This window comes from Acinetobacter sp. MD2(2019) (assembly GCF_035615615.1).
Lineage (GTDB): Bacteria > Pseudomonadota > Gammaproteobacteria > Pseudomonadales > Moraxellaceae > Acinetobacter.
In genome coordinates this window covers 1-22,269 of sequence record NZ_VTDU01000017.1, presented here as the reverse complement: position 1 = coordinate 22,269, position 22,269 = coordinate 1, and the positions used below count along the sequence as shown (strand labels likewise).

Here is a 22,269-nt window from a genome sequence, read left to right as displayed (position 1 = left end):
CTGTTCAGTAAAATTATAGAAAAATACCATCCATTTAAAGACTAAAACTAATTTATCACGACGTAACTTGTCCTTCTAAAGCGATTCTTTGATTTAAACGTTGTAGTTGTAATAAAACATGTCGCCATTTTAAAAGTTGCGTTGCAAGATCGTCTGGAGCAGAACCCATTTGTAATGTGTTGCGAATAAAACTTAAACCTAAGTCAGCAAATTGTTGGGCAAGTTCGTTAAGTTTAACTTGATCATCACGATCAAATTGAGAACGACCTGTATTGGCATAAAATTCAAGTAATGCTTGCGTTTCTACAATGAGCAGATCTAAAGCAGACAGTTGTTTTTGCTTTTGCCATTGTTTTTTTTGTTCTAGGAGCTTCTCAATTCGCCCTGTGATGAGTTCAGCCAAACTACTTTTCTTTTGTATTGGATGGTCATAGTCGAGACTAAAAATCTTTAATCCTTTGGCAGATTGCAAAATCACGCTACATGGAATGAATTGCAGCTGTTGTTGTGTTGTTTCAATACGCACCAAGGTTGCAAGGATTTTTTCATTTTGAATAAGATGGGTCAGATGTTTAATTCGAACACGATATTCTGGTTCGATTGGAATCACTAATTTCAACGCAATGTTTTCTTGGTCTGTTACGCGATACTCAAAATATTGTTCAAGCTCGTTCAGCTCGGGTGCATTGATACTGCGATGGCGCAACAGAACATAACGTGATTTGAGTTGTTCTAAACTTGAATATGGGACAAGCATCGCTTGTAAGGTTTGCCATTGTGACACACCAATATTCATCTGATCCAAGTCAGAAATGCTGAGCTGGTTGAATGCGCCTTTTTGTAAAAAGCGCGTCTCTGTGCTTGCACTAAGCTGGCACTCTGAACTCGATTTTGCGTGGGTCATTTCCAGTTGGTGTTGCAGCAAAAAGCTTAAAGAACTACCCCAAATGCCTGTAAGGGCTGCACTATGCATATCAAATGTGCGGTCTAAATGATTGGCTCGGGCTTGGGTGACTTCTTTGAGTTGTTGTTCAGACACATCCCAAAAACACACCGTTAAACCATGCGCACCGCTGTCGGTAGTCCACCATTCACAACCCAGTGGAATCAAATGTGCAATGGTTTCATTTTGATAATCACGTTTTATCACTCCCCGAAGCTTCGCTAAAGCATCTGCTTGCAACTCTGGATTTAAAGACTCAATTTCTGAAAGGGCCGTCAAATATGCATATAGATGCGCCAATTGATTAAAAAGTTGTTGTTCATCAACCTGTATATCCTCCTCTAAAAATTGCCGCATTGTGCCATGTAGGGTACGCAATAAACTGCCTAGTCGAGGAAAGTTTTGTGCGCGTGCTTGCATATTTAAAATATGCAGTGACATCACGTTTTCTTTGGCAAGATGAGATAAACCTTGTTGAATAAAGTTCTGACACATTGTTTTAAGTTCTTCGATGAACTCTCGATCATCCAAAGCAAGTTGTTGGCTCGGATTGTTTTGTTGTTGGTCTAACTCGATCGACCATTGCCATTTTTCTGGTGCATATTGTAAAAAAAAATAAGCAACACAGGCTAAATGCCCCGCAATTTTTTGCTTATCATGGATTTCAGATAAGATGCCTTCAAATCCAGTGGCAGGGTAGAGTAGAACAGGATTAGGGCTTAAATCGGTTTGAAAAGAAATTTTATTGGCTTGAATGTCGATCTGACACTGTTTGGGTTGTGCTAACCAATGTTGAATAAATTCATAAGCTAGACGAATATTGGCTTTACCTGCCTGCTTTTGAATTTTGTTTGGGTCAAAGTTTAAAAGTTTTTCTTTTGTAGATTTAGTATTTTGCTCGATTTTTATAGCATCTGAAGAGCTATGTTGCTGTGTTGTGCTTTCAGCCGAATTTTTAGGCGCATGATCGGATGAACGCTCTTGCGAACTGTCCATGGTTGAAACGTGCGAGACATTTTCTTGAAGCCATAAAATACTGGTTAAAATATGTTTGCAACAACCTTGGGCAGGGCAATTGCATTGTGCCTGAGTAATGCCTTTTATCGGCAACTGAACTTCGCACTCTTCAACGTGAAATAACAGTTGATCGGAATTTTGTTGAAGTAATTCAACGCCATTGAGGGCTTTTCGTGCTCGTCTTAATAAGCCTGCATTACTGTGCATAATTAGGCTGTCTTCATCATATTGGATGTATATCTGCCAACTCATTGCATGACCTCTGCAAACCAAGTTGCTAAATGTTCAGGTGTCATTGCGGCAATTTGCATACCACGCTCTTGCAGTTGTTGTGCCATATTGCTGTCGTAAACGGGATTGGCAGCCTGATCGAGTGCTGCCAGCCCAAGTAATTTACAGCCTTGTTGATTGAGTTGGCTGGTGGTATTTAACATCTGTTGAACAGAAGCCCCTTCTTCAAAATCGCTGATCAAAACTAGAATACTGCGATGAGGTTGTTTAATTTTCTTTTGACAGTATTGTAGAGCCTGCCCAATATTGGTTCCGCCCCCAAGTTGCATGGTGAGTAGAATTTCCACAGGGTCATGTGCCAAATGGCTGAGATCGACAATTTGAGTATCAAACAGTACCAGACTGATGTTTACCGCAGGCAGTGCAGCTAAAATACTGGCACAAATCGCAGCATACATGATTGAGTCCATCATCGAACCACTTTGATCCACACAGAGCACAATTTCCCATGGTAAATGCTTTTGGACACGGGCATTAAAATAAGGTGTTTGAATGATCAGTTTTTGTAAGTCAGGCTGATAGTTTTTTAAATTGGATTGAATGGTGCGTTTCCAGTCAAAATTCTGTGCTTGTTTTAGGTGCGAGCGTTTGAAACGATTACGACGCCCTTGTAATGCTTGTAGAAATTGAGCTCGAATTTTTTGAAGTAATTCCTCAACCACCTTTTGAATCAGCTCTCGGATCGCGTCTTTCATCTCATTGTTTAAACGACCACGCATACTCAGTAAGGCTTTGGCGATAGCTGGATTGGGTTCAAGTTGTCGCACATGTTCAGGATGTTTAAATAACTCGGTTAATTCATAACGTTCAATTGCTTGTTTTTGCATGCGTTCAAAAGTCGATTTTGGGAAAAGTTTGCGACTTTGATTCAGCCAATTAATTGCATTTAATTGGGAAGCTTCTAAACCCCCATGACGGTTTTTACCTTGTTGAATGCCACGCCGTTTATATTCATTTTGATAGAGATAATCGAGATTACGTTCAAGTTTTAATTGCTCGCCAGAGAGCTTCGCCGCAGATAAATTTTGATCTGCATAACGCCCCAACATTAGACGCCAGCGGCGTGCTTGATCCATTGCATCAAGCGAAATATGGGTGTCTGAGTCATCATGTTGATTTTGTTCAGGAGGCAATTGGTTCATGAGTTTGCTGCCCAATGTTCTAAATGGTCGTATGCAAATATTTTATAAAGTTGCTGATTCAGTTGAACGCCTTGTAAAACATCTTGCTCACTGATATGGCTCAATACCTGATCCAGAATGGTGTCATTTCCAAGCCCTGTGGTTTGGGCGATAAGTTTAGACACTTGTGTACTTTGTTTAGGTGTCAGTTGGCTAAAGATATAACGCAAATCAGGCAAAATCTGAATAAAGGTATCTTCAGTCCAATGGCTGACCAATTGATGTAATGCATCAATGGCGACTTTTGATTGTACAAATATTTCAGGTGCAATAAAAAACATGCCATGTAAATACTGGACTGAGTCTTCAGGGGAACTTCCTATGGCAAAAGCCAATTGTAATTGCTGTTGAAGTTGTTGCTGCTCAATGCGATGATCTAAAAACTGTAAAGTATGGAGCGCACCTTTCAATGTATGCAGATGGAATACATCTAGTTTTGCTAGATCAATCTGTTCATACATCAAATTCAATAGATCTAAGTCTTGCGTTTTAAATACATGATGTTCCAGCGGCATCTTCTGTTGTCGGATGTTTAAAATTAGCTTATGTAAACTTTTTAAGTTTTTCAGGTTGTGTTCAACTTTTTCTTCATGGGTATCATAAAGTTGATCAAGTAAAAAACAGGCTTGATAGACCGCAAAGCTTAAACTTTTTAATAGCATTTGTTCCGGAAGCTTAAGTAATTTGCGACCATGCCATAAATAGTAAAGTTGTTGTGCTGCACCAATGACTGAAGCCAAGTTTTGATCGCTTTCAAGATATCCATCGAGTTGCTGATTCAACAGTTTTAAATGCTGTTTCAATCCCAAACGGCAGGCAAGAGCCAAGAGTTTCGCCGTTTCAAAGGCAGATTGCCCCATACCTTGTTGTTCATTTTCTTGCTGCAACTTGAGCATTTTAATCAAAGCAATATGTTCAAGCTGATTACCCATTTCAGCCAGTTCAATCAAGCGTGCCTCAACACTAGGTGTCCATGCATAACGCCATTCCTCAAATAAAAGATCCAAGCTTGCCCCTTGCACAAAATCAGGTCCTGAAATACGTTGTGCAAAATGGCAGCCGACAAACTCCAATAAATGTAAGTATTGGCTGATTTCTTGATGTAATGGTTTGCGATAAATATCGAGTTTTCGTTGACGTAAAATAGTGTCATTGAGATTAAAGCGATAAGTCTTAATTTGTTGATAGGTATTTTGCAGTAAGGCTGGACTATGTTGATTTTCCCCAACTTTGCCAAGTCGTTGACCACTTAAAAATTGAAAGATATGGGTAAATAAGTGTTGCTGACCATCATCCATTTCACCTTTGATCAGTGCAGATTGTAATGCATCGAGTAGATCGTAACGGCTAGGTTGATTGTGTCCACGCAGTACCGCCAATTGCCATGCAATTTCCGCGGTATTTTTAAGTGCAATATAAGGGGTAACATCAAGCGCATTTTCTTGATTTAAAAAATGGCACAATTCATTTAAATACTGAAAAAAATCTTGTTGTTGGTCTACCGCTGTTGAAGTGCTCTGAGTATTTAATTTTTGCCATTGGTGTTGATAGTAGGCTGGTGATGGCATTCCAGAAGCATAACCATTTAGGGCATCAAGACGATCAAAACTATAACGAATCAGCCATGCTTGTTCTTGCCAATTTTGAGTTGAGTCTTGCACAATAAAGCGTTCAGCCTGAGCGGGATTACTCAAATTTTCAATTAAGGCAATACTATGGAAGCCACCTGTCACCACTAAAACTTTGTGTTTGGGGGCAATTACCTTCTGGATACAATTCCACATTACATCTTCACGGTGTAAAGAAGCTTCTTGTAAGAGAACCTCTCGTTCATAATCCAAACGCGCCAATGAGCACCACACAAAGACATCATCAAAAAACTCTTGCGCTTGTTTGAGTTGACTGGCACTTTGTAATTCAAATAAATGATCCCACAGTTCGTCATGATTGCGACAATGCATGCGTTCAGCAAGCTTCTGAATATATTGGCTATGTGCAAAATATCGCTCAGACATCAAACTTTTTTGTTGCCAGTCAGCATCCTTTTGCTGACTTTTCAAACTGCTTTGCTGAGCCCAATTTAAGTCAATAAACTGAACTTCTGCATGTTGTTGTTTTGCTTCTTGAATTGCCACCCATTCTGGTGAATATTCACAAAAAGGGAAATAGGCAGAAAAAAATTCAGGTTGAGATTGATCGGGTTGCTGTTGTTCATCCTGTTGTGAGTGGGGCGGGGATGCGTTGTGTTGAGATTGTGCTTGCGCGAAGATCGCAATTGGCGGTTCGGTGGCATGCTCTTGTAAGCTTGGGATCAAGAATTCAAAACTGATCGGTGCTTCAATTAATATATGTGTGGGTTTGATTTCATTGATGTATTGTTTTAAAGCAAACGCACAGGCTGGACTATGATGGCGAATAGGAGCAAAGAACACATTTTGCTGTGCCAATTGTTGTTTAAGGTGAAATGCTTGTTTTAATCGTGCGGGCATTTCATCAATGACCACGATTGGGTCCAGTTGTTGCATCATTAAAACTCTCGACTGGCTTCATAAAAGCTTTTCCAATCGGCATCTTTACGTGCCCGTTCTTTTACGACGGTATCCAGATAATAACGCAAGCGTTTGGCATCATCCGGATTATCCTTAAAGACGACGCCAATCAGCTGTTGTGCAATATGCTCTGCTTTTAAAATGCCATCACTTAAATAGATGGCTTGAAGTCCTGCTGCATGGGCGATATTTACCGCTTCGGCTGTAGACATGACCGCATCGGGTGTTTTTAAACTTGCACCTTGTAGACTTTGTCCTGTCCGTAATTCATTGAAAATAGTAACTAATAAATCAATGATTTGTGGGCGAATTTGAATTTCATGATAAAGCTCTGCAAGCTGCTGTTTTAGTTGCAATCCAACTAACTCAATTTCAAAATTTCGATCACGAATCGCTTTGACCGTTTCAAAATTAAAGCGGCGTTTTAATGCGGCAGACATCTCATGCACACCACGATCACGTAAGTTAGCGGTGGCAATGATATTAAACCCCTGTGTTGCCGCTAAGTTAAAATCTTGTCCCATTTCAGGAATCATCATTTGTTTTTCTGAAAGTAATGACACCAAAACATCTTGAATTTCGGGTGGGCAGCGGGTGATTTCTTCAAACCGTGCAATTTGACCATTTTTCATGGCGTGAAATAATGGTGATGGAATCAGTGACTTTTCGGTAGGACCTTCTGACAACAATAGGGCATAGTTCCAAGAGTATTTAATGTGGTCTTCGGTGGTACCTGCAGTTCCTTGTATGGTGAGATGAGAATTTCCAGAAATGGCTGCACTGAATAGTTCTGAAAGCATGGATTTAGCTGTACCTGGTTCACCTACCAGCATTAACCCTTGATTTCCCATTAATGTGACTAAGGCACGGTCAACCAGTGCATCATCACCATAAAACTTTTTCTGAATATTAAGTTTGTGATCACCTAAAATAAATGAACGCACCGCATACGCTGAAAGTTGCCAACCTGCTGGTTTTCTATGCTGATCCTGTTCTTTTAAACGTTCAAGTTCTACTTGATATTTTTGTTCTGAACTATATTTAATTTGATTCTGTAAATTCTCTTTCATGATCATTGAGTAAAATATTTGGACGAATAAAACTATCCTAGCAGGCAAAAGCCAAGATCACCACATGTTCAATTGTTGTTCGCGACAAATTATGACTCATTGTTGGCTATTCCGTTCCAATAACTGATGCTCATTAAGCATCTATTATTCATAAAATTTAAAATATACAGGCACTTGGATAAATCAAGTGCCTGATCATGGAGTTTAGAACTTCGTTTTAAGCAAACGTAAGCCATTGGCAACCACCAATAAACTTACCCCAACATCGGCAAAAACGGCCATCCACATGGTTCCAATATTGGCAAGCGTTAAGAGTAAAAAGACCAGTTTAATGCCTAAGGCCAAGCCAATATTTTGAATTAAAATGTGGTGCGTTTTATTCGACAAGCGAATAAAGCTAGGTAGTTTTCTTAAATCATCATCCATTAACGCGATATCTGCGGTTTCAATGGCGGTATCGCTACCCATAGCACCCATTGAAAATCCAATGTCTGCACGGGCAAGTGCAGGCGCATCATTAATGCCATCGCCGACCATCGCAATTTTGCCTTGCTTGGATAAATTGTGGATAACTTCGAGTTTATCCTCAGGCAATAAACCGCCCTGAGCAGAATGAATGCCGACTTGTTGGGCAATCACTTGTGCTGCGTGTGCGTTATCGCCACTGAGCATCACGGTTTGAATGCCTAAATCATGCAGTTGCTGAATGGCCTCGTAGCTGGTGGCTTTAATGGTATCTGCGACTGCGGCAATAGCCAATACTTGCTGTTGATTGCAAAGCAAGACCACGGTTTTGCCTTGTTGTTCTAAATCATTAATGCGTTGTTCTAACGCTAAAGAGCAGCATCCAAGTTCATGAATCAAACGATGGTTACCTAGCCAGTAGCGTTCACCCTGAATGTTGGCTTGCGTGCCTTTACCGAGTAAGGCTTCAAACTGCTCAACTTCTGCTAAATTTTCAGTCACATGGGCTTGAGCAATGGCCTGAGAAACAGGGTGATCTGAACGATGTGCAAGACTTGCCAGTAAAGAGCGCACTTGTGTTTGATCGCCCGAAAGCAAAATAAAGTCAGTCAGTTGAGGCTGTCCAGAGGTGATGGTACCTGTTTTATCAAGTGCAATGGTTTTAAGCTGATATCCCGTTTCAAGATATGCACCACCTTTAATTAAGATGCCTTTTTTTGCCGCTGCCGCCAGACCACTCACCACGGTAACGGGGGTTGAAATAACCAAAGCACACGGGCAGGCAATGACTAAAAGGACCAAGGCTTTATAGATCCAATCTAACCAATCACCCGCTAAAAAAATGGGTGGAACCACGGCAATGGCAATGGCGCATAAAAATACAATTGGGGTATACACTTGCGCAAAGCGATCGACAAAACGTTGGGTGGGTGCTTTGTCGCCTTGCGCTTGTTCTACTGCATGAATAATACGAGCCAATGTTGTGTTTTCAGCAAGGGCGCTGACGGTATATTCAAACGAACCTGCTTGGTTGATGGTGCCTGCAAAGACATCATCACCGATATTTTTTTCAACCGCTAAGCTTTCACCAGTAATCGGTGCTTGATTCACAGTTGAATGACCATGAACCACCACGCCATCTAAGCCAATTTGTTCGCCGGGTTGTACCCGAATGCGTGCGCCAATCGGTGCAAGTTTGGCTTCAACCCATTGCCATTCGCCATTGGCTTGCTGCATCATGACTTGGGTGGGCATTAAATTGACCAATTCACCAATGGCATTTCGCGCGCGTGCAAGCGATTTCGCTTCAATCAGTTCGGCCAAGGTAAATAAGACCATTACCATCGCAGCTTCTGGCCAAGAACCAATTAAAATCGCTCCCGTGACAGCAATGCTCATTAAGGCATTAATGTTTAAATTGCCATGCCGAATCGCAATCCAACCTTTTTTATAGGTGGTTAAACCAGAAAGAAGCACTGCAACCAAGCTACAACCCAATACAATCAACATTGACCAGTCTAACCAATGTGCAGTTTCGGCAAGTACGGCAAACCCTGCTGCAATAATTAATCCGGTTAAAGGTTGTTTTTTTTCGGCTTGCGCAGGGGCTAAATTGCCTTCGAGATTGGGTAATTCTGGCTCAAAGCCCAGTTCTTTAATGGCAGCAATAATCTGTGGTAACACTTCAGGTTGATGCACCACGGTTAAAACTCGCTGAATCAAATTAAATTCAAGTTGATGTATGCCATCAAAGTGATTGAATTTTTTACGAATTAAACCTTCTTCGGTGGGGCAGTCCATCTGCATAATACGAATATTTGTGCGTACTGAACCATCTTCATGTGTCGATTGAGCAAGATCAACCTTCGGCATTTCAGGGGTAGGTGAATGCGAACAGCCGCAGCTATTTTTATGTACCTCTTTGAACTGGGTGGTCATTGTTTGTACTCATATCCTGTTATACTGCTATTTAACACCCTGAAGTAACTATAGGCTCAAGTACTAAATGAAAATAGGTGAACTGGCGAAACACGTTGGCTGTAGTGTCGAAACGATTCGTTATTATGAACACGAACATTTGTTGCATAAGCCATTAAGAAACAGCCAAAACAATTATCGGGAATATGATGCAACGCACCTAGAGCGGCTGCATTTTATTTGTCGTTGTCGCTCGTTGGGCATGACGCATGAGGAAATTCGGGTACTGCTGTCTGCGCGTGAATCTACCCGTAATTGCCAAGTGGTAAACGATTTGGTTGAAGGGCATTTGCAGCATGTACAAAAGCGTATTGAAGAATTGCAAGCGCTTGAATCTGAATTAAATACCTTACGGGCGCAATGTCAAGGCATCCACAATACTGATGAATGTGGCATTTTACTTGAGCTGGATAAGTCAGAACAAAACACAACCTCAGCACGAGATATTATTCATTCTTCACATGTGTGTGGGCATAAATAAAAAAAGCGATGTCGTTGGGGGCAACATCGCTAAAACAAGGAACACTCTTTTTTTTTTGTTATTTTTTAGTTTATTTGTCCATGGTTTTACATAAAGAACAAATAGTGCCGTTGTGTTTATGCGAGAGCATAATATCTGGGCGTTCATAGTCTTGTTCACAAACTACGCAGCGATAAACCGTTGCAACAGGTGTGCCTTCGGCATCGTAACGTGGTTCAGTGACACCATCATTAGCAGATTTAATATAGTATTGACCTTGGGTGATTAGTCCCATAATTGGCGTTAACACAAAGGCCACCACTAAGGCAATTAATGGTGAATATGCTGCCAAGAAACTGCCGAATAAACCAAAGAATGCTGCGATAGATAAACCTGCGGCCACTAAAAATGACACCATGCCGACAGGGTTAATGTTGTAAAGCATATCGCGGCGATATTCTGGCTCTTTCGGTGAAAGTTTTAACACATACTTGTTGATGGCGATATCGGTTGCAACCACAACCACCCAAGCAATTGCAAAGTTTGAATAGAAGCCTAAAATTTTACCCAATACCGCAAACATGTTGCCTTCCATCAATGCCAATGCAATGGCAAGATTAACGATGACAAAAATAATCCGTCCAGGGTAATGTTTGCTGATCCGTGTGTAAGCGCTGGTCCATGCCAATGAGCCAGAATAGGCATTGGTCACGTTAATTTTAATTTGTGAAATGACCACTAAAATGACCGCTAAGAGCAGGGCAGCCCAACCCGGAATCATGTCATGAAAAGCGGCATTAAATTGTTGAACAGGTTGTGTGCTGTCGACGCCCGGAACTTTGGTCAGTAAATAAAATCCCAAGAATGCGCCAATAATTTGTTTGAATGCACCCAAAATCACCCAGCCCGGACCTGCTGAAATGACAGCAGCCCACCAAGATTTACTATTGGCTTTGGTTTTAGCGGGCATAAAGCGAAGGTAGTCAATTTGTTCGCCAATTTGCATGATCAGAGATAAACACACCCCAGCACCAAGCATAATCGCGGCCATATCTACAGGTGCATAGCCTTCTTTACCTGAAAAAGAGGCAAATTGTGCAACAAGGTTAGGTTCTTTGTGAATTAGATAAGCCACAGGTCCAATCATTAAAATGAGCCAAACCGGTGTGGTCCAAACTTGTAATTTACTTAAGGCTTTCATGCCATAAATAACCAGAGGAATCACCATGATGGTTGAAACTAAATAGCCTGCCCAAAGGGGAATACCTAAACCTAGCAATAAACCTTGCGCCATAATAGAGCCTTCAAGGGCAAAGAAAATGAAGGTGAAACTGGCAAAAATAATACTGGTGAGCACCGAGCCAAAATAACCAAAACCTGCACCGCGAGTAATTAAATCGAGGTCGATGTTATAACGTGCGGCATAATAAGCTAAAGGAATACCGGTTAAAAAAATGATAATTGCGGCAAATAAAATCGAGAAAATGGCATTGGTTGTGCCATACGACATACCAATACTCGCACCAATTGAAAAATCGGCCAGATAAGCAATACCGCCTAAAGCGGTAATTGCAACGACTTTAGGGCTCCAACGACGAAAGCTGTGCGGTGCATAGCGCAGCGTATAATCTTCTAAAGTTTCATTAACGGCTTGACGAGAATTTGCTTCATCGCTCACTCCGACATTGGGATGTTCTGATATGCTCATCGTGTTCCCTCGCTCATCATTTAAATAGGTGGCAGATTGCCTGAATAGCCTTAGTGTGTGACTTAATCTAAAACGGAGGAATACGTTATTTTGCGTATATGTGCGTATTTTTATAAAAAATACTTTTAATCAGTTGCTTAGGTTGGTTTTTGAGTTTTTGTTGTAGGGTAAAATGGTTGAATGACGGTTGATAGTAGATACTGCCGATTCATTTTAAAAAGGATGTTGTATGATAAAAAAGTGAATTGGGCTCTATTCGATAAATGATCGCACTCTATGACTGAATCCGCCAAGCAAAAAACAGCACCGCAGCGAGTGATCCGTTCGAGACGTGACTACAACACATGGGTCGCAGATGAAAGTATTGAAGATTATGCACTGCGATATGCGCCAGAATCGGTGCGCCGTTGGCAGTTAAAAACCATTACCATTACTGCGTTTTCCACGGTCGGATTTATGGCCATGGAAGTTATTGGCGCCATGATGTTGTGGCAATATGGCTTTTATAATGCCATTTGGGCCTTAGTGGTGGTTACGCTGCTGATTTTTCTGACCGGTTGGCCAATCAGTTACTATGCTGCGAAATACAATGTCGATATCGATTTATTAACCCGTGGCGCAGGTTTTGGTTATTTAGGTTCCACCATTACCTCGCTGATTTACGCCAGTTTTACCTTCATTTTATTTGCTTTTGAAGCTTCAATTATGGCCAAGGCATTAACTTTGGCCTTTGACGTAGCACTTGCGCTCACCTATTTAATTTCGGCATTAATTATTCTGCCTTTAGTGATCAAAGGCATTGGATTTATTAACAAAGTTCAAGCTTGGACACAGCCGATTTTTTTAACTTTATTGTTTATGCCGTGGATCTATGTATTGTGGCATCACCCTGAAATCTTTTCTAAAATTCAGCAATTACATGGTGTTGAATCGGCAAGTAATCAGTTTAATCTTCTGTATTTTGGCGCATCTTGCACCTTACTTTTTGCATTTATCACCCAAATTGGTGAACAAGCCGATTATTTACGTTTCTTGCCTCAACCGAAAAATAAAAAGATGCAGTGGCGATGGGCTGTATTTTTAGGGGGGCCCGCGTGGGGGCTATTTGGTTTCCTTAAGGTTTTTATGGGCATGGGTTTGGTTGTGTTGGCCATTCAATATATAGTACCGACCCATCAGTTAGATAATCCAACCTATTTATATTGGCTGGCATATCAACAATTTATTCCCTCGCCACAAGTTGCTTTATTGCTCACGGTGTTATTGATTTGTTTGGCGCAAATTAAAATTAATGTCACCAATGCTTATGCTGGTTCTTTGGCGTGGTCCAACTTTTTTGCACGCTTAACTCATAGCCATCCCGGTCGAATTGTCTGGCTCATTTTTAATATTTTAATTGCCATTTTGCTGATGGAAATGGGCATTAGCCACGCCGTCGAGCGAATTTTAGGGTTGTATAGCAATATTGCTTTGGCATGGATTGGTGCAGTTGTTGCCGATTTAATGATTTGTAAACCGCTGGGTTTAAGCCCGAAAGGCATCGAATTTAGACGGACGTATTTATACGACATTAACCCTGTTGGCGTTGGGGCGTTGGCGATTGCATCTTTTATTTCCATGCTGAGCTATTTCGGTTTTTTTGGCATTTTGGCCAAAGGTTTAGCAAGTTTTATTGCCTTAGGTACAGCCATTGTTTGTGTGCCACTTTTTGCATTTTTAACCCAAGGCAAATATTACCTTGCGCGGCGGCCTGAAATGCTCAGCAGCTTGCCAATTGAAACGTGTGTGGTGTGCGAGCGCGATTACGAAATTGCAGATATGGCAAGTTGTCCGGCTTATAGTGGGCACATTTGTTCGTTGTGTTGTTCACTAGAAGCACGTTGTCACGACTTATGCAAACCAGAAGGACGTTGGTCAGCACAATTAAAAAACTTTAGTTTACGTTATTTACCGCTGTCTTGGTCGCAGCGTTTAAATACACGAATCAGCTTATATCTACTGATTACACTTAGCCTTTCGGTGGTGCTTGCGGTTTGTTTAAGTGTGGTTTATATACAAGAAAAAACCTATTTAGAGTCGATCCATGCGCAGGTTTCGCCACAATTATTTATGCTGTTTTTTAAAATTTACTGCATTTTATTTTTATTGGTGAGTGTGGCGGCATGGTGGTTGGTGCTGAACGATGAAAGTCGCCGTAAAGCCGAACAAGAAACCCAACAACAAACCCAATTATTAATTGATGAAATTGCAGCGCATGAAATTACCTCTCAACATTTACAAGATGCCCGAATTCAGGCTGAAAAAGCCAATGAAGCTAAAAGCCGTTATGTGATTGGTATTAGCCACGAATTGCGCACGCCATTAAATAGTATTTTAGGCTATAGCCAATTGCTGCATAAACAAGAGCATTTTTCCGAACAAGGAGAAAAAGCGTTGGGTGTAATTAGTCAAAGTGGTCAATATTTAACCTCCCTGATTGACGGTTTATTAGATTTAGCGCGGATTGAAACCGGAAAAATTTCATTAAATATGGTGGATATTCATTTTCCGCATTTTATCGAGCAGATTGTACAGATGTTCCGTCCCCAATTTGCCCAAAAGCATTTGAACTTTGTCTGCCAAATTAGTGAACATTTGCCAAGTTATGTGCGTACCGATAAAAAACGCCTAGAACAGGTGTTGATTAACTTATTGGGCAATGCACTCAAATTTACTACCACAGGCACAATTACTTTAAAGGTCGATTATCGTTTTCAAACGGCTTATTTTGAGATTATCGATACAGGTTGTGGCATTGCCGAAGACGATTTAGAACGCATCTTTAATCCTTTTGAACGAGGGCGTAATGTTGTCCAAAGTGGCTTTGGCGGAACAGGTTTAGGCTTACCCATTGTAAAATTGCTGGTCGATTTATTGGGCGGACAATTAACCTTAAACAGTCAATTAAATGTCGGTTCACAGTTTAAATTAAAGCTGTATTTGCCGTCCAAAGAATTGGTTCATCCTATTCAAAATGTATATAACAACCACATTACAGGTTATGTAGGGCAAAGCAAACGTATTTTGGTGGTCGATAACGAAGCGGTCGATCGCGGTTTAATTGCGCACTTTTTACGGCCCTTAGGATTTCAGATTCAAGAAGCCGAATCTGGTATCGATTGTTTACGCCAAGTGCCAATTTTTCAGCCCGATTTAATTTTAATGGATTTGAATATGCCACTGATGGGCGGATGGGAAACGGCACGCTTATTAAGACAAAACAATATTACCAATGTGCCGATTTTAATTATTTCTGCCAATGCCAACGAGCGTGAAATCAACCCGCAAGATGCGGTACTGAGTGAAGATTTTATGCTTAAACCCATCGACTTGAATTTATTGTTGAATAAAATTGGCGATAAACTTGGGCTGATTTGGGTCGATCAGCCGCGCGAGCAGAACATCCCTGCACCAATTGTGCAAACAGCTATTCCTCATATTGCCGCAGAAAAAGTCACGCCTGCATCGGCCTTAATAGAATATGCATCACCGAATAATGTGCATGACGCGTTGCTCGATTTAAACGATTTAATTGGGCAAGGCTATATTCGTGGTATAAAACACGCTTTAATGCAGAATCAGCAATTGTTTCCCGAACAGCAGACCTTGTGGCAAATGATTGCGGAGGCTGTGCAACGATTTGATTTAAACCGTGCCAAAATTTTAGTTCAGGAACATCTAAAACATGAGTGATTTGACTGTGCCGTCTGAAGCATCGGTGGTGTTAATTGTCGATGATGTGCCTGAAAATTTGGGTTTATTGCATGAAAGTTTAGATCGGGCAGGATATCGGGTTTTGGTGACCACCGATGGTTTAAGCGCCATAGAAATTGCCCATCGTTGTTTACCCGATATGATTCTGCTCGATGGCAATATGCCACATATGGATGGTTTTGAAAGCTGTGCTCAACTCAAAGCCAGTCCAATCACACAGTTTATTCCGGTGGTTTTTATGACCGGTTTGTCTGAAACTGAACATATTGTCAAAGGTTTTCAAGTCGGTGGTGTTGACTATGTTACCAAGCCACTCAACATTGAAGAAGTGTTGGCCAGAGTTAAAACCCATTTGGCACATGCCAAATTATTGCAGCAACAAAAACAGGTGATTGATGCGACTGAAGTTGCAATTTTAGCTTTAAATTTAGAGGCTAAAATTGCATGGAAAACGGCCAAAGCCGAAGCCATTTTGACGCAATATTTGCCCGATCGAGCAGGGTTTGAAGCGGGGCTGAAACAGTGGTTTTTAGATTTACATCACGAAAAAGACAGTAAAAAGCTGATGAGCTGTGTTTATTCTATGCCACAACAACCGTTGCAACTGACGTTACTGACACCATTTGAGCCGACCCGACATCCTGCAAAAAATTATTTGGTGCAAATTAAAGTGCTGAGCCAAGCCTTAAGTTGTGAGGATATTTTAAAGTATTGTCCACAGTTGACTCAACGAGAAGCCGAGGTCTCGCATTGGTTAATTTTAGGCAAAACCAATAAAGATATTGCTGAAATATTGGAATTGAGTCCACGCACAGTCAATAAACATTTAGAGCACATTTTTGAAAAACTATGTGTGGAAAACCGAACCGCGGCTGTGGCGTACATCAATAGTTTATTGCAAGCAGAATAAGTAAACAAATGGCATCCACTACGATGACACAGCATAATTTTGCTCAGAATGGTATCAATCGATTCATCTGTGTAAAAGAATGTAAAACAGGCACATTATGGTAGTTTTTAATAAGGTGTTTGCCGCATAAATCGCGCATAATAAAAAAATTATGTTTTAAAAAGTGGATAAGACATTGGAAATAGCAGTCATTGGTAGTGGTATGGCTGGACTTGCTGCCGCAAGAATTTTAAAAGAAGCAGGGCACCAAGTTACGGTTTTTGAAGCATTGTCTGGTCGCGGTATGGACAGTCATAGCATTGAGTTCGATGGTGGGATGATTGATGCACCATTGCGGGTGATGAATCCCTATTTATGGAAAAACACCTTAAGTTTAGCCACCCATTTAGGGATTAAAACCTTTCCTGTACGTACCTTTATGGCATGTAGTTGGTTATTTGAAGAGAAAACCGAAACTTGGCTGACCACCTCGCGTTCGCCAATTGGTAACTTCCCGATTATTAATAACCGCAAAGGTTTGCAGCAATACGGCGTGCGTTTAGTAAAAGGTATGCTGCAACTGAAAACCGCGCTACATCGTTTCTTTAAGTCGAAAAACCAAAATATCACTTTAAGCGAATTTATTAATAAAAACGAAATTGAAGAAGTATTTTGGAATGGCGCAGTTATGCCTGTGCTTTACACCATTTGTACCTGTAACCCAGAAACCATTGGTGAATGGCCAGCAAAACCTTTGTTGGTGTTTTTAAGCCAATTGACCAAAGGCAATGAACTGCTGCGTTTGCAAGGCGGAACACCGGCATTTGTGAACAAGTTAATTGAAGGAATTACTATTCATAGTGGTTCAGCCGTGACCAATGTCGAACTGAAAGATGAACGCGTGTTGGTTGAGAATTCAGCGGGAACACAGCAAATGTTTGACCACGTGATTGTGGCAACACCAACCAATAAAATTGAAGATTTTATGAATAAATCTCAATTTGCTGAAGACTTGGCATTGTTGAAACAATTCCGCTTCGAAGAAGGCGATTTGGTGATTCATACCGACCCAACCGTTATGCCACCGCAGCGTAAAGATTGGTGTGTATTAAGTTATATGATGGATCGCAAATTTACCCGTCAGCAATTTACCGTGTGGATGAACGCCATTGAACCCAGTTTAGTGGGCAAAAATCCAGTGTTCCAAACGTGGCGACCGGTAACCCCAATCGATCCTAAAAAAGTCATTTCAACGGTTAAGCTGAGCCGTGCCGTGGTGAATTCGCAAACGGTAGAATTAAACCAAGAATTGTTGCGCCGTCAAAAAGTCCCGGGACGCAAAGTGTATTTCTGTGGTTCTTGGTCGTGCGATGGTTTGCCAATTTTAGAATCTGCCGTAACTTCAGCCATGCAAATTGCGAAAAACTTAGGTGCGCCTTTGCCATTTGTTGGGCTTAAACCTAAAAGTGAAATTGCGCCAGAGCTTGGCTACTAAGCCTGTTTTGCCATCATGTTTAAATGGTTGCAATCAAGAAAAATCCCTAAACATAAGTATGCCATTCAGGCTGCAATGTTGGGGGATTTTTCTGCCTTGGCATGGAGTAACCTAGGCTTTTGGCATTCATCAATGAGTTATCCTCAAGCGTGTCAAAACTTAGCTCGGCATTTGGCCAATGCGGTTGATTTAAATGCACAAGATACCTTGCTTGACCTTGGCTGTGGCCAAGGGGCAAGTTTACAGCTTTGGCAAGATGCTTATTCACTTGCCGACATTAGTGCAGTAGAGTTACAAGCCAGCTGTATTGCGCGTATTCAAAACAGCAGTTTGACTGCGCTAAAACAGCTGCATCAGGGCAGTTTTTTAAATTTAGCTCCGCAGCAATTTGCACAGCCATTTAATGTCATTTTATGCATTGATGCATTATATCATCATGCCATGCCTGAATTTTTAGCCAGTATTCAAGTCCTTTTGGCGTCAAATGGGCGATTGGGTGTACATTATTTACAGTTGAACGATGCGTGGAAAAATGCGCCGTTTTGGAAAAAATGGCAATATCGTTATTTGCTGAAAATGGCAGACATTCAGTTAGCGCATTTAAGCAATCAGCAGGGATTAATTGAAAAATTTTTTTCTGCCGGTTTTAACCATGTACAAATCGATGTTTTGACCCAACCGGTATTTTCAGGCTTTGCAAATTATGTGCACAGCCAACTTAATCCTAAGCAACTTAGGGGTTTAGATGGTTTGAAAATTAAAATGACCGCCAAATTATGCAAAAAATTTGCCCAAGATGGCTTAATTGATTATGTGCAAATTACTGCGCAGCGTTAATTTAGGCCAATTGTTGTTTAATGAAATTGAAGAATTTGCGTCCAAAAACATTCACACATAAACCTAAGATAATCACTGCTGCACCTAAGCCTTGTTGCAGCGACAAATGTTCATTCAGAACGATGGTCGCAGTCACAATACCCACCACGGGTACCAGTAGCGTAAGTGGTGCAATGCGCCACGTTTCATATTTATTTAGCAAATAGCCCCACAAACTTGTGCCAATAATGGTGGCAATATATGCCAGATACCCAATCACGAAAAAGTCACGTAATTGAAAATGTTGCAGGCTTTGCAGAATTGCGACTTTGCCTTCAAAGAGCCAAGAACAGATAAAAAAAGGCAAAATGGGAATGAGTGAACCCCAAACGACTAAAGATAAGGTGTCTACACGATGGTTTTTTAGAATAATTTTATTGCTAATATTACCAATCGCCCATGCAAAGGCTGCTGCCAATACCAATAATAATGGCAGCAATGCCACGCTAATTTGTGTATTGGCCGTTTTTGCATCGGCTAAAATGAAAATTCCAGCTGCGGCAATTAAAATACCAAGCCAATGATGTGGTTGAATTTTATCAGATAGCAGCAATGCACCTAAAATTAAGGTAAAAAAAGCTTGGGCTTGTAAAAGTAAGGATGCCAATCCTGCAGGCATTCCCAAGTGAATAGAAATAAAAAGCAGTGCAAACTGGGCGAAAAAAAGACTGCTTGCATATAAAAAAATGAGTTTAAAAGGGACTTTAGGGCGCTTAATAAAGAAAATAGCAGGGAATGCCACGGCAATAAAACGTAAGCAAGCCAACAGTAACGGAGGAATGTCTTCTACGCCAAATTTAATGACGACAAAGTTAAAGCCCCATGCCAGAATAATTAACAGTGCGAGGCAAATATCCTTGGGTGTCATTGCGCTTCCTTATCTGTGTTATCGTTTTAGATGCATTGCAAAGATATTAAACGAAGTCTATTACCGAAAGCCATGGCTTAGAGAAGATCAGCCATAAAAAAACTCCTAGATAAAATATCTAGGAGTTTTTGAATTTGATGGTGCCGGCACACGGATTCGAACTGTGGACCTACTGATTACAAGTCAGTTGCTCTACCAACTGAGCTATGCCGGCAACGTGCGGTGAATTCTACAGCAATATTAAGAAAGTTCAAGCCAAAAAATAACCACTTAAATTTAATTAAGGCTTGAAGATTGGTGCTGCTGTGGTTTTATCTTACAAACGCATTTCAATGCCTTGCGCCGCCAAGAACTGTTTGGCTTCCGGAATAGTATGTTGTCCAAAGTGGAAAATGCTGGCGGCTAAAACGGCATCGGCTTTGCCTTCTAAAATGCCATCGGCTAAATGTTGTAAGTTGCCAACACCACCAGAGGCAATGGTTGGAATATTGACACGGTCATTAATGGCACGCATTAAAGCAAGGTCATAACCGGCTTTGGTGCCATCGGCATCCATACTGGTAATTAAAAGTTCGCCAGCACCATAGTCTGCCATTTGAACAGCCCATTCAATGGCATCAATACCGGTGGGTTTGCGTCCACCATGGGTGAAAATTTCCCATGTATTATCGCCAGTTTTTTTAGCATCAATGGCAACCACAATACACTGCGCCCCAAAACGTTGAGATGCTTCTTGTACAAATTCGGGATTAAACACTGCCGCAGAATTAATACTGACTTTGTCTGCACCAGCATTTAAAAGCAGGCGAATATCTTCTACTTTACGCACACCGCCACCGACAGTTAAAGGAACAAACACGCTTTCTGCCATGCGTTCGACTGTACGATAGGTCGTATCTCGGCCATGATGGGTTGCGGTGATATCTAAGAAGGTAATTTCATCTGCACCTTGCTCGTTATAACGACGTGCAACTTCTACAGGATCGCCAGCATCACGAATATCAAGGAACTGTACGCCTTTTACAACGCGTCCATTATCAACATCTAGGCAAGGAATGATTCGTTTTGCAAGCATAATGGCTTCCGATCGATGGTTTTATATAAAGAAAGTTCCCGTGAAGGGCTTTAAATTTGATCAACTTACTGTATTCTATCAAACTTATTTTGTTTCACGCAGGTTTTCTATGTCTGTTTATACGCCATTGAATTTAGATCAAGTCCAGCCCTTTGCCGCAGCCTATAATTTGGAGGTCGAAGCATTGGTGCCTATTCAAGGCGGTATTCAGAATACCAACTATTTTATCATTTGTGCAGACGGGCAGCAGTATGTGCTGACTGTGTTTGAAAATGAAACCGAACAAAGTGCAGGCGAAATTATTCCGGCATTACAACGTTTGGCCGAAGTCGGTGTTCCTGTTGCTGCACCATTAATGCATAGTGGCAAAGCCATTCATTATTTGGTGGGCAAACCGGCGCAAATTGCACCGCGAGTGTGGGGTGAGCATCCAGAAGTGACTACGGTTGCACAGGTTGAAGCCATTGCTGCTGCACAAGCGCAATTACATGTTAGCTTGGCAGATTGTCCGATTCAACGCGAAAATAGCCGTGGTCATGTGTATTGGACAGACATTGGTGAATTGTTGCAAGATGAAATGGACACCAAAGATGCGGCACTCAAACAACAGGTGTATACAATTTTTGAAGCCTATCGTGCGCAGCATCCAAACCGTCCACAAGGTTGGATTCATTCCGATTTATTTAGAGACAACACGTTATATCAACAAGATACCTTAACTGGAATTTTAGATTTCTTTGAACTGAATTTCGATGAATTATTGTTTGATATCGCTATTACCATTAATGATTTTTGTACCCAATATCCTGCGGTAACCTTAGATGCAGAGCGCGTGAACGCGTATTTGGCAGCGTACCAAAAAGTGCGTGCCTTAACTGAAGATGAGCAAGCCTGTTTAAATATTTATTTGGCGATGGCTGCCTGTCGTTTCTGGTTCTTACGTTTAAATGTGGCGCGTTTAAACCGTTTGGGTGGTCGCGGTGGCGATAACGTTTTCTTAAAAGATCCAACACAAATGCGTGAAATGTTGCTGAACCGCTTGGCTAATGTGGCACCGCTTGTATAATTAATGCGCGATCAGGGACATTTAGTCGAATGGTTTGATGAACAAGGCTACGGCTTTGTTCAACCGCAAGACACGAAAAAAGGCAAAGTCTTTATCCATATTAAAGATTTTGCCCAGCGTGGCCCACGACCAATTGTGGGCTGTGCCTTAGATTATTTGGTGATTGTCGATTCACAAGGGCGCTTTCGCGCAACGCAAGTGGCGTATGTTAAGCGTCAGAGGCAAGAGAAATTTAAGCCAAAAACGCACACTCAACCGCACAATCAAACCGCGCATTTGAGTTTTATGCCCATCTTTATTACGGTCTATCTTATCTTTTGGCTGGCTTTAACGGCCGTTCAAAAAATACCGCTACTGTATTTAGCAATTTTCTGCGCTATTAATGGCTGTACCTATTTGCTGTATATGAAAGATAAACAGGCAGCGCAACAGCATCAGTGGCGGGTCAAAGAACAAAGTTTGCATTTGTTTGCGTTGTTGGGTGGTTGGCCGGCGGCATGGGTGGCACAACAAAAACTACGACATAAAATACAAAAACAACCCTTTAAAGAGATCTATTACGTTACGATAGTGCTTAATGTTGGGT

The 22,269-nt window shown here is 41.2% G+C and carries 14 protein-coding genes, 1 tRNA gene and 2 pseudogenes; 8 read left to right on the top strand and 9 right to left on the bottom strand.

Annotation, left to right across the window (positions count from 1 at the left end; genetic code table 11):
• Positions 1-55: 55 nt before the first annotated feature.
• From I2F62_RS09625 to I2F62_RS09605, 5 genes are all read right to left on the bottom strand, one after another.
• A complete protein-coding gene (locus I2F62_RS09625; protein WP_324626803.1) occupies positions 56-2,212 on the bottom strand; it encodes a hypothetical protein in 2,157 nt (718 codons plus the stop codon).
• On the bottom strand, positions 2,209-3,393 hold the full coding sequence (locus tag I2F62_RS09620) for a VWA domain-containing protein (RefSeq protein ID WP_324626802.1): 1,185 nt from the start codon (positions 3,391-3,393) through the stop codon (positions 2,209-2,211). The genes I2F62_RS09625 and I2F62_RS09620 overlap by 4 nt, the downstream gene beginning before the upstream one ends.
• Positions 3,390-5,960, bottom strand: a complete 2,571-nt coding sequence (locus I2F62_RS09615; RefSeq protein WP_324626801.1) for a DUF5682 family protein — start codon at positions 5,958-5,960, stop codon at positions 3,390-3,392. Before I2F62_RS09615 ends, I2F62_RS09620 begins: the two co-directional genes overlap by 4 nt.
• On the bottom strand, positions 5,960-7,051 hold the full coding sequence (locus I2F62_RS09610; protein ID WP_324626800.1) for an AAA family ATPase: 1,092 nt from the start codon (positions 7,049-7,051) through the stop codon (positions 5,960-5,962). Before I2F62_RS09610 ends, I2F62_RS09615 begins: the two co-directional genes overlap by 1 nt.
• A gap of 204 nt (positions 7,052-7,255) precedes the next feature.
• On the bottom strand, positions 7,256-9,454 hold the full coding sequence (locus tag I2F62_RS09605) for a heavy metal translocating P-type ATPase (protein WP_324626799.1): 2,199 nt from the start codon (positions 9,452-9,454) through the stop codon (positions 7,256-7,258).
• Positions 9,455-9,521: 67 nt separating this feature from the next.
• Here I2F62_RS09605 and I2F62_RS09600 point away from each other — a divergent pair, with 67 nt between their 5' ends.
• On the top strand, positions 9,522-9,974 hold the full coding sequence (locus I2F62_RS09600) for a Cd(II)/Pb(II)-responsive transcriptional regulator (protein WP_324626798.1): 453 nt from the start codon (positions 9,522-9,524) through the stop codon (positions 9,972-9,974).
• A 70-nt stretch (positions 9,975-10,044) separates the two neighbouring features.
• Here the strand turns inward: I2F62_RS09600 and I2F62_RS09595 are convergent, their stop codons facing one another.
• Positions 10,045-11,661 carry an allantoin permease gene (locus tag I2F62_RS09595; protein WP_324626797.1) on the bottom strand — a complete coding sequence of 539 codons (1,617 nt, stop codon included), beginning with the start codon at positions 11,659-11,661 and terminating at the stop codon, positions 10,045-10,047.
• A 276-nt stretch (positions 11,662-11,937) separates the two neighbouring features.
• Between I2F62_RS09595 and I2F62_RS09590 the strand changes: the two genes are divergently transcribed.
• The 4 genes from I2F62_RS09590 (at position 11,938) to I2F62_RS09575 (ending at position 18,635) form a co-directional block, all read left to right on the top strand.
• Complete coding sequence (locus I2F62_RS09590) at positions 11,938-15,393, top strand: ATP-binding protein (RefSeq protein ID WP_324626796.1); 3,456 nt, start codon at positions 11,938-11,940, stop codon at positions 15,391-15,393.
• On the top strand, positions 15,386-16,324 hold the full coding sequence (locus tag I2F62_RS09585; protein ID WP_324626795.1) for a response regulator transcription factor: 939 nt from the start codon (positions 15,386-15,388) through the stop codon (positions 16,322-16,324). Before I2F62_RS09590 ends, I2F62_RS09585 begins: the two co-directional genes overlap by 8 nt.
• Before the next feature lie 175 nt (positions 16,325-16,499).
• A complete protein-coding gene (locus tag I2F62_RS09580; protein ID WP_324626794.1) occupies positions 16,500-17,798 on the top strand; it encodes an FAD-dependent oxidoreductase in 1,299 nt (432 codons plus the stop codon).
• Between the two features lie 15 nt (positions 17,799-17,813).
• Positions 17,814-18,635 (top strand): SAM-dependent methyltransferase, encoded by an 822-nt coding sequence (locus I2F62_RS09575; RefSeq protein ID WP_324626793.1) that lies wholly within the window; start codon positions 17,814-17,816, stop codon positions 18,633-18,635.
• A 1-nt stretch (position 18,636) separates the two neighbouring features.
• Here the strand turns inward: I2F62_RS09575 and I2F62_RS09570 are convergent, their stop codons facing one another.
• From I2F62_RS09570 to hisF, 3 genes are all read right to left on the bottom strand, one after another.
• Complete coding sequence (locus I2F62_RS09570; protein ID WP_324626792.1) at positions 18,637-19,542, bottom strand: EamA family transporter; 906 nt, start codon at positions 19,540-19,542, stop codon at positions 18,637-18,639.
• A 138-nt stretch (positions 19,543-19,680) separates the two neighbouring features.
• Positions 19,681-19,756, bottom strand: a tRNA-Thr gene (locus I2F62_RS09565).
• 102 nt (positions 19,757-19,858) lie between these two features.
• Positions 19,859-20,620, bottom strand: a complete 762-nt coding sequence (hisF, locus tag I2F62_RS09560; RefSeq protein WP_324626830.1) for an imidazole glycerol phosphate synthase subunit HisF — start codon at positions 20,618-20,620, stop codon at positions 19,859-19,861.
• A gap of 106 nt (positions 20,621-20,726) precedes the next feature.
• Between hisF and I2F62_RS09555 the strand changes: the two genes are divergently transcribed.
• From I2F62_RS09555 to I2F62_RS13205, 3 genes and pseudogenes are all read left to right on the top strand, one after another.
• A complete protein-coding gene (locus I2F62_RS09555) occupies positions 20,727-21,683 on the top strand; it encodes a homoserine kinase (protein WP_324626791.1) in 957 nt (318 codons plus the stop codon).
• A 3-nt stretch (positions 21,684-21,686) separates the two neighbouring features.
• Positions 21,687-21,761: pseudogene (locus I2F62_RS13210) on the top strand (DUF1294 domain-containing protein); the annotation flags it as partial.
• A gap of 312 nt (positions 21,762-22,073) precedes the next feature.
• A pseudogene (locus tag I2F62_RS13205) lies at positions 22,074-22,269 on the top strand (DUF1294 domain-containing protein); the annotation flags it as partial.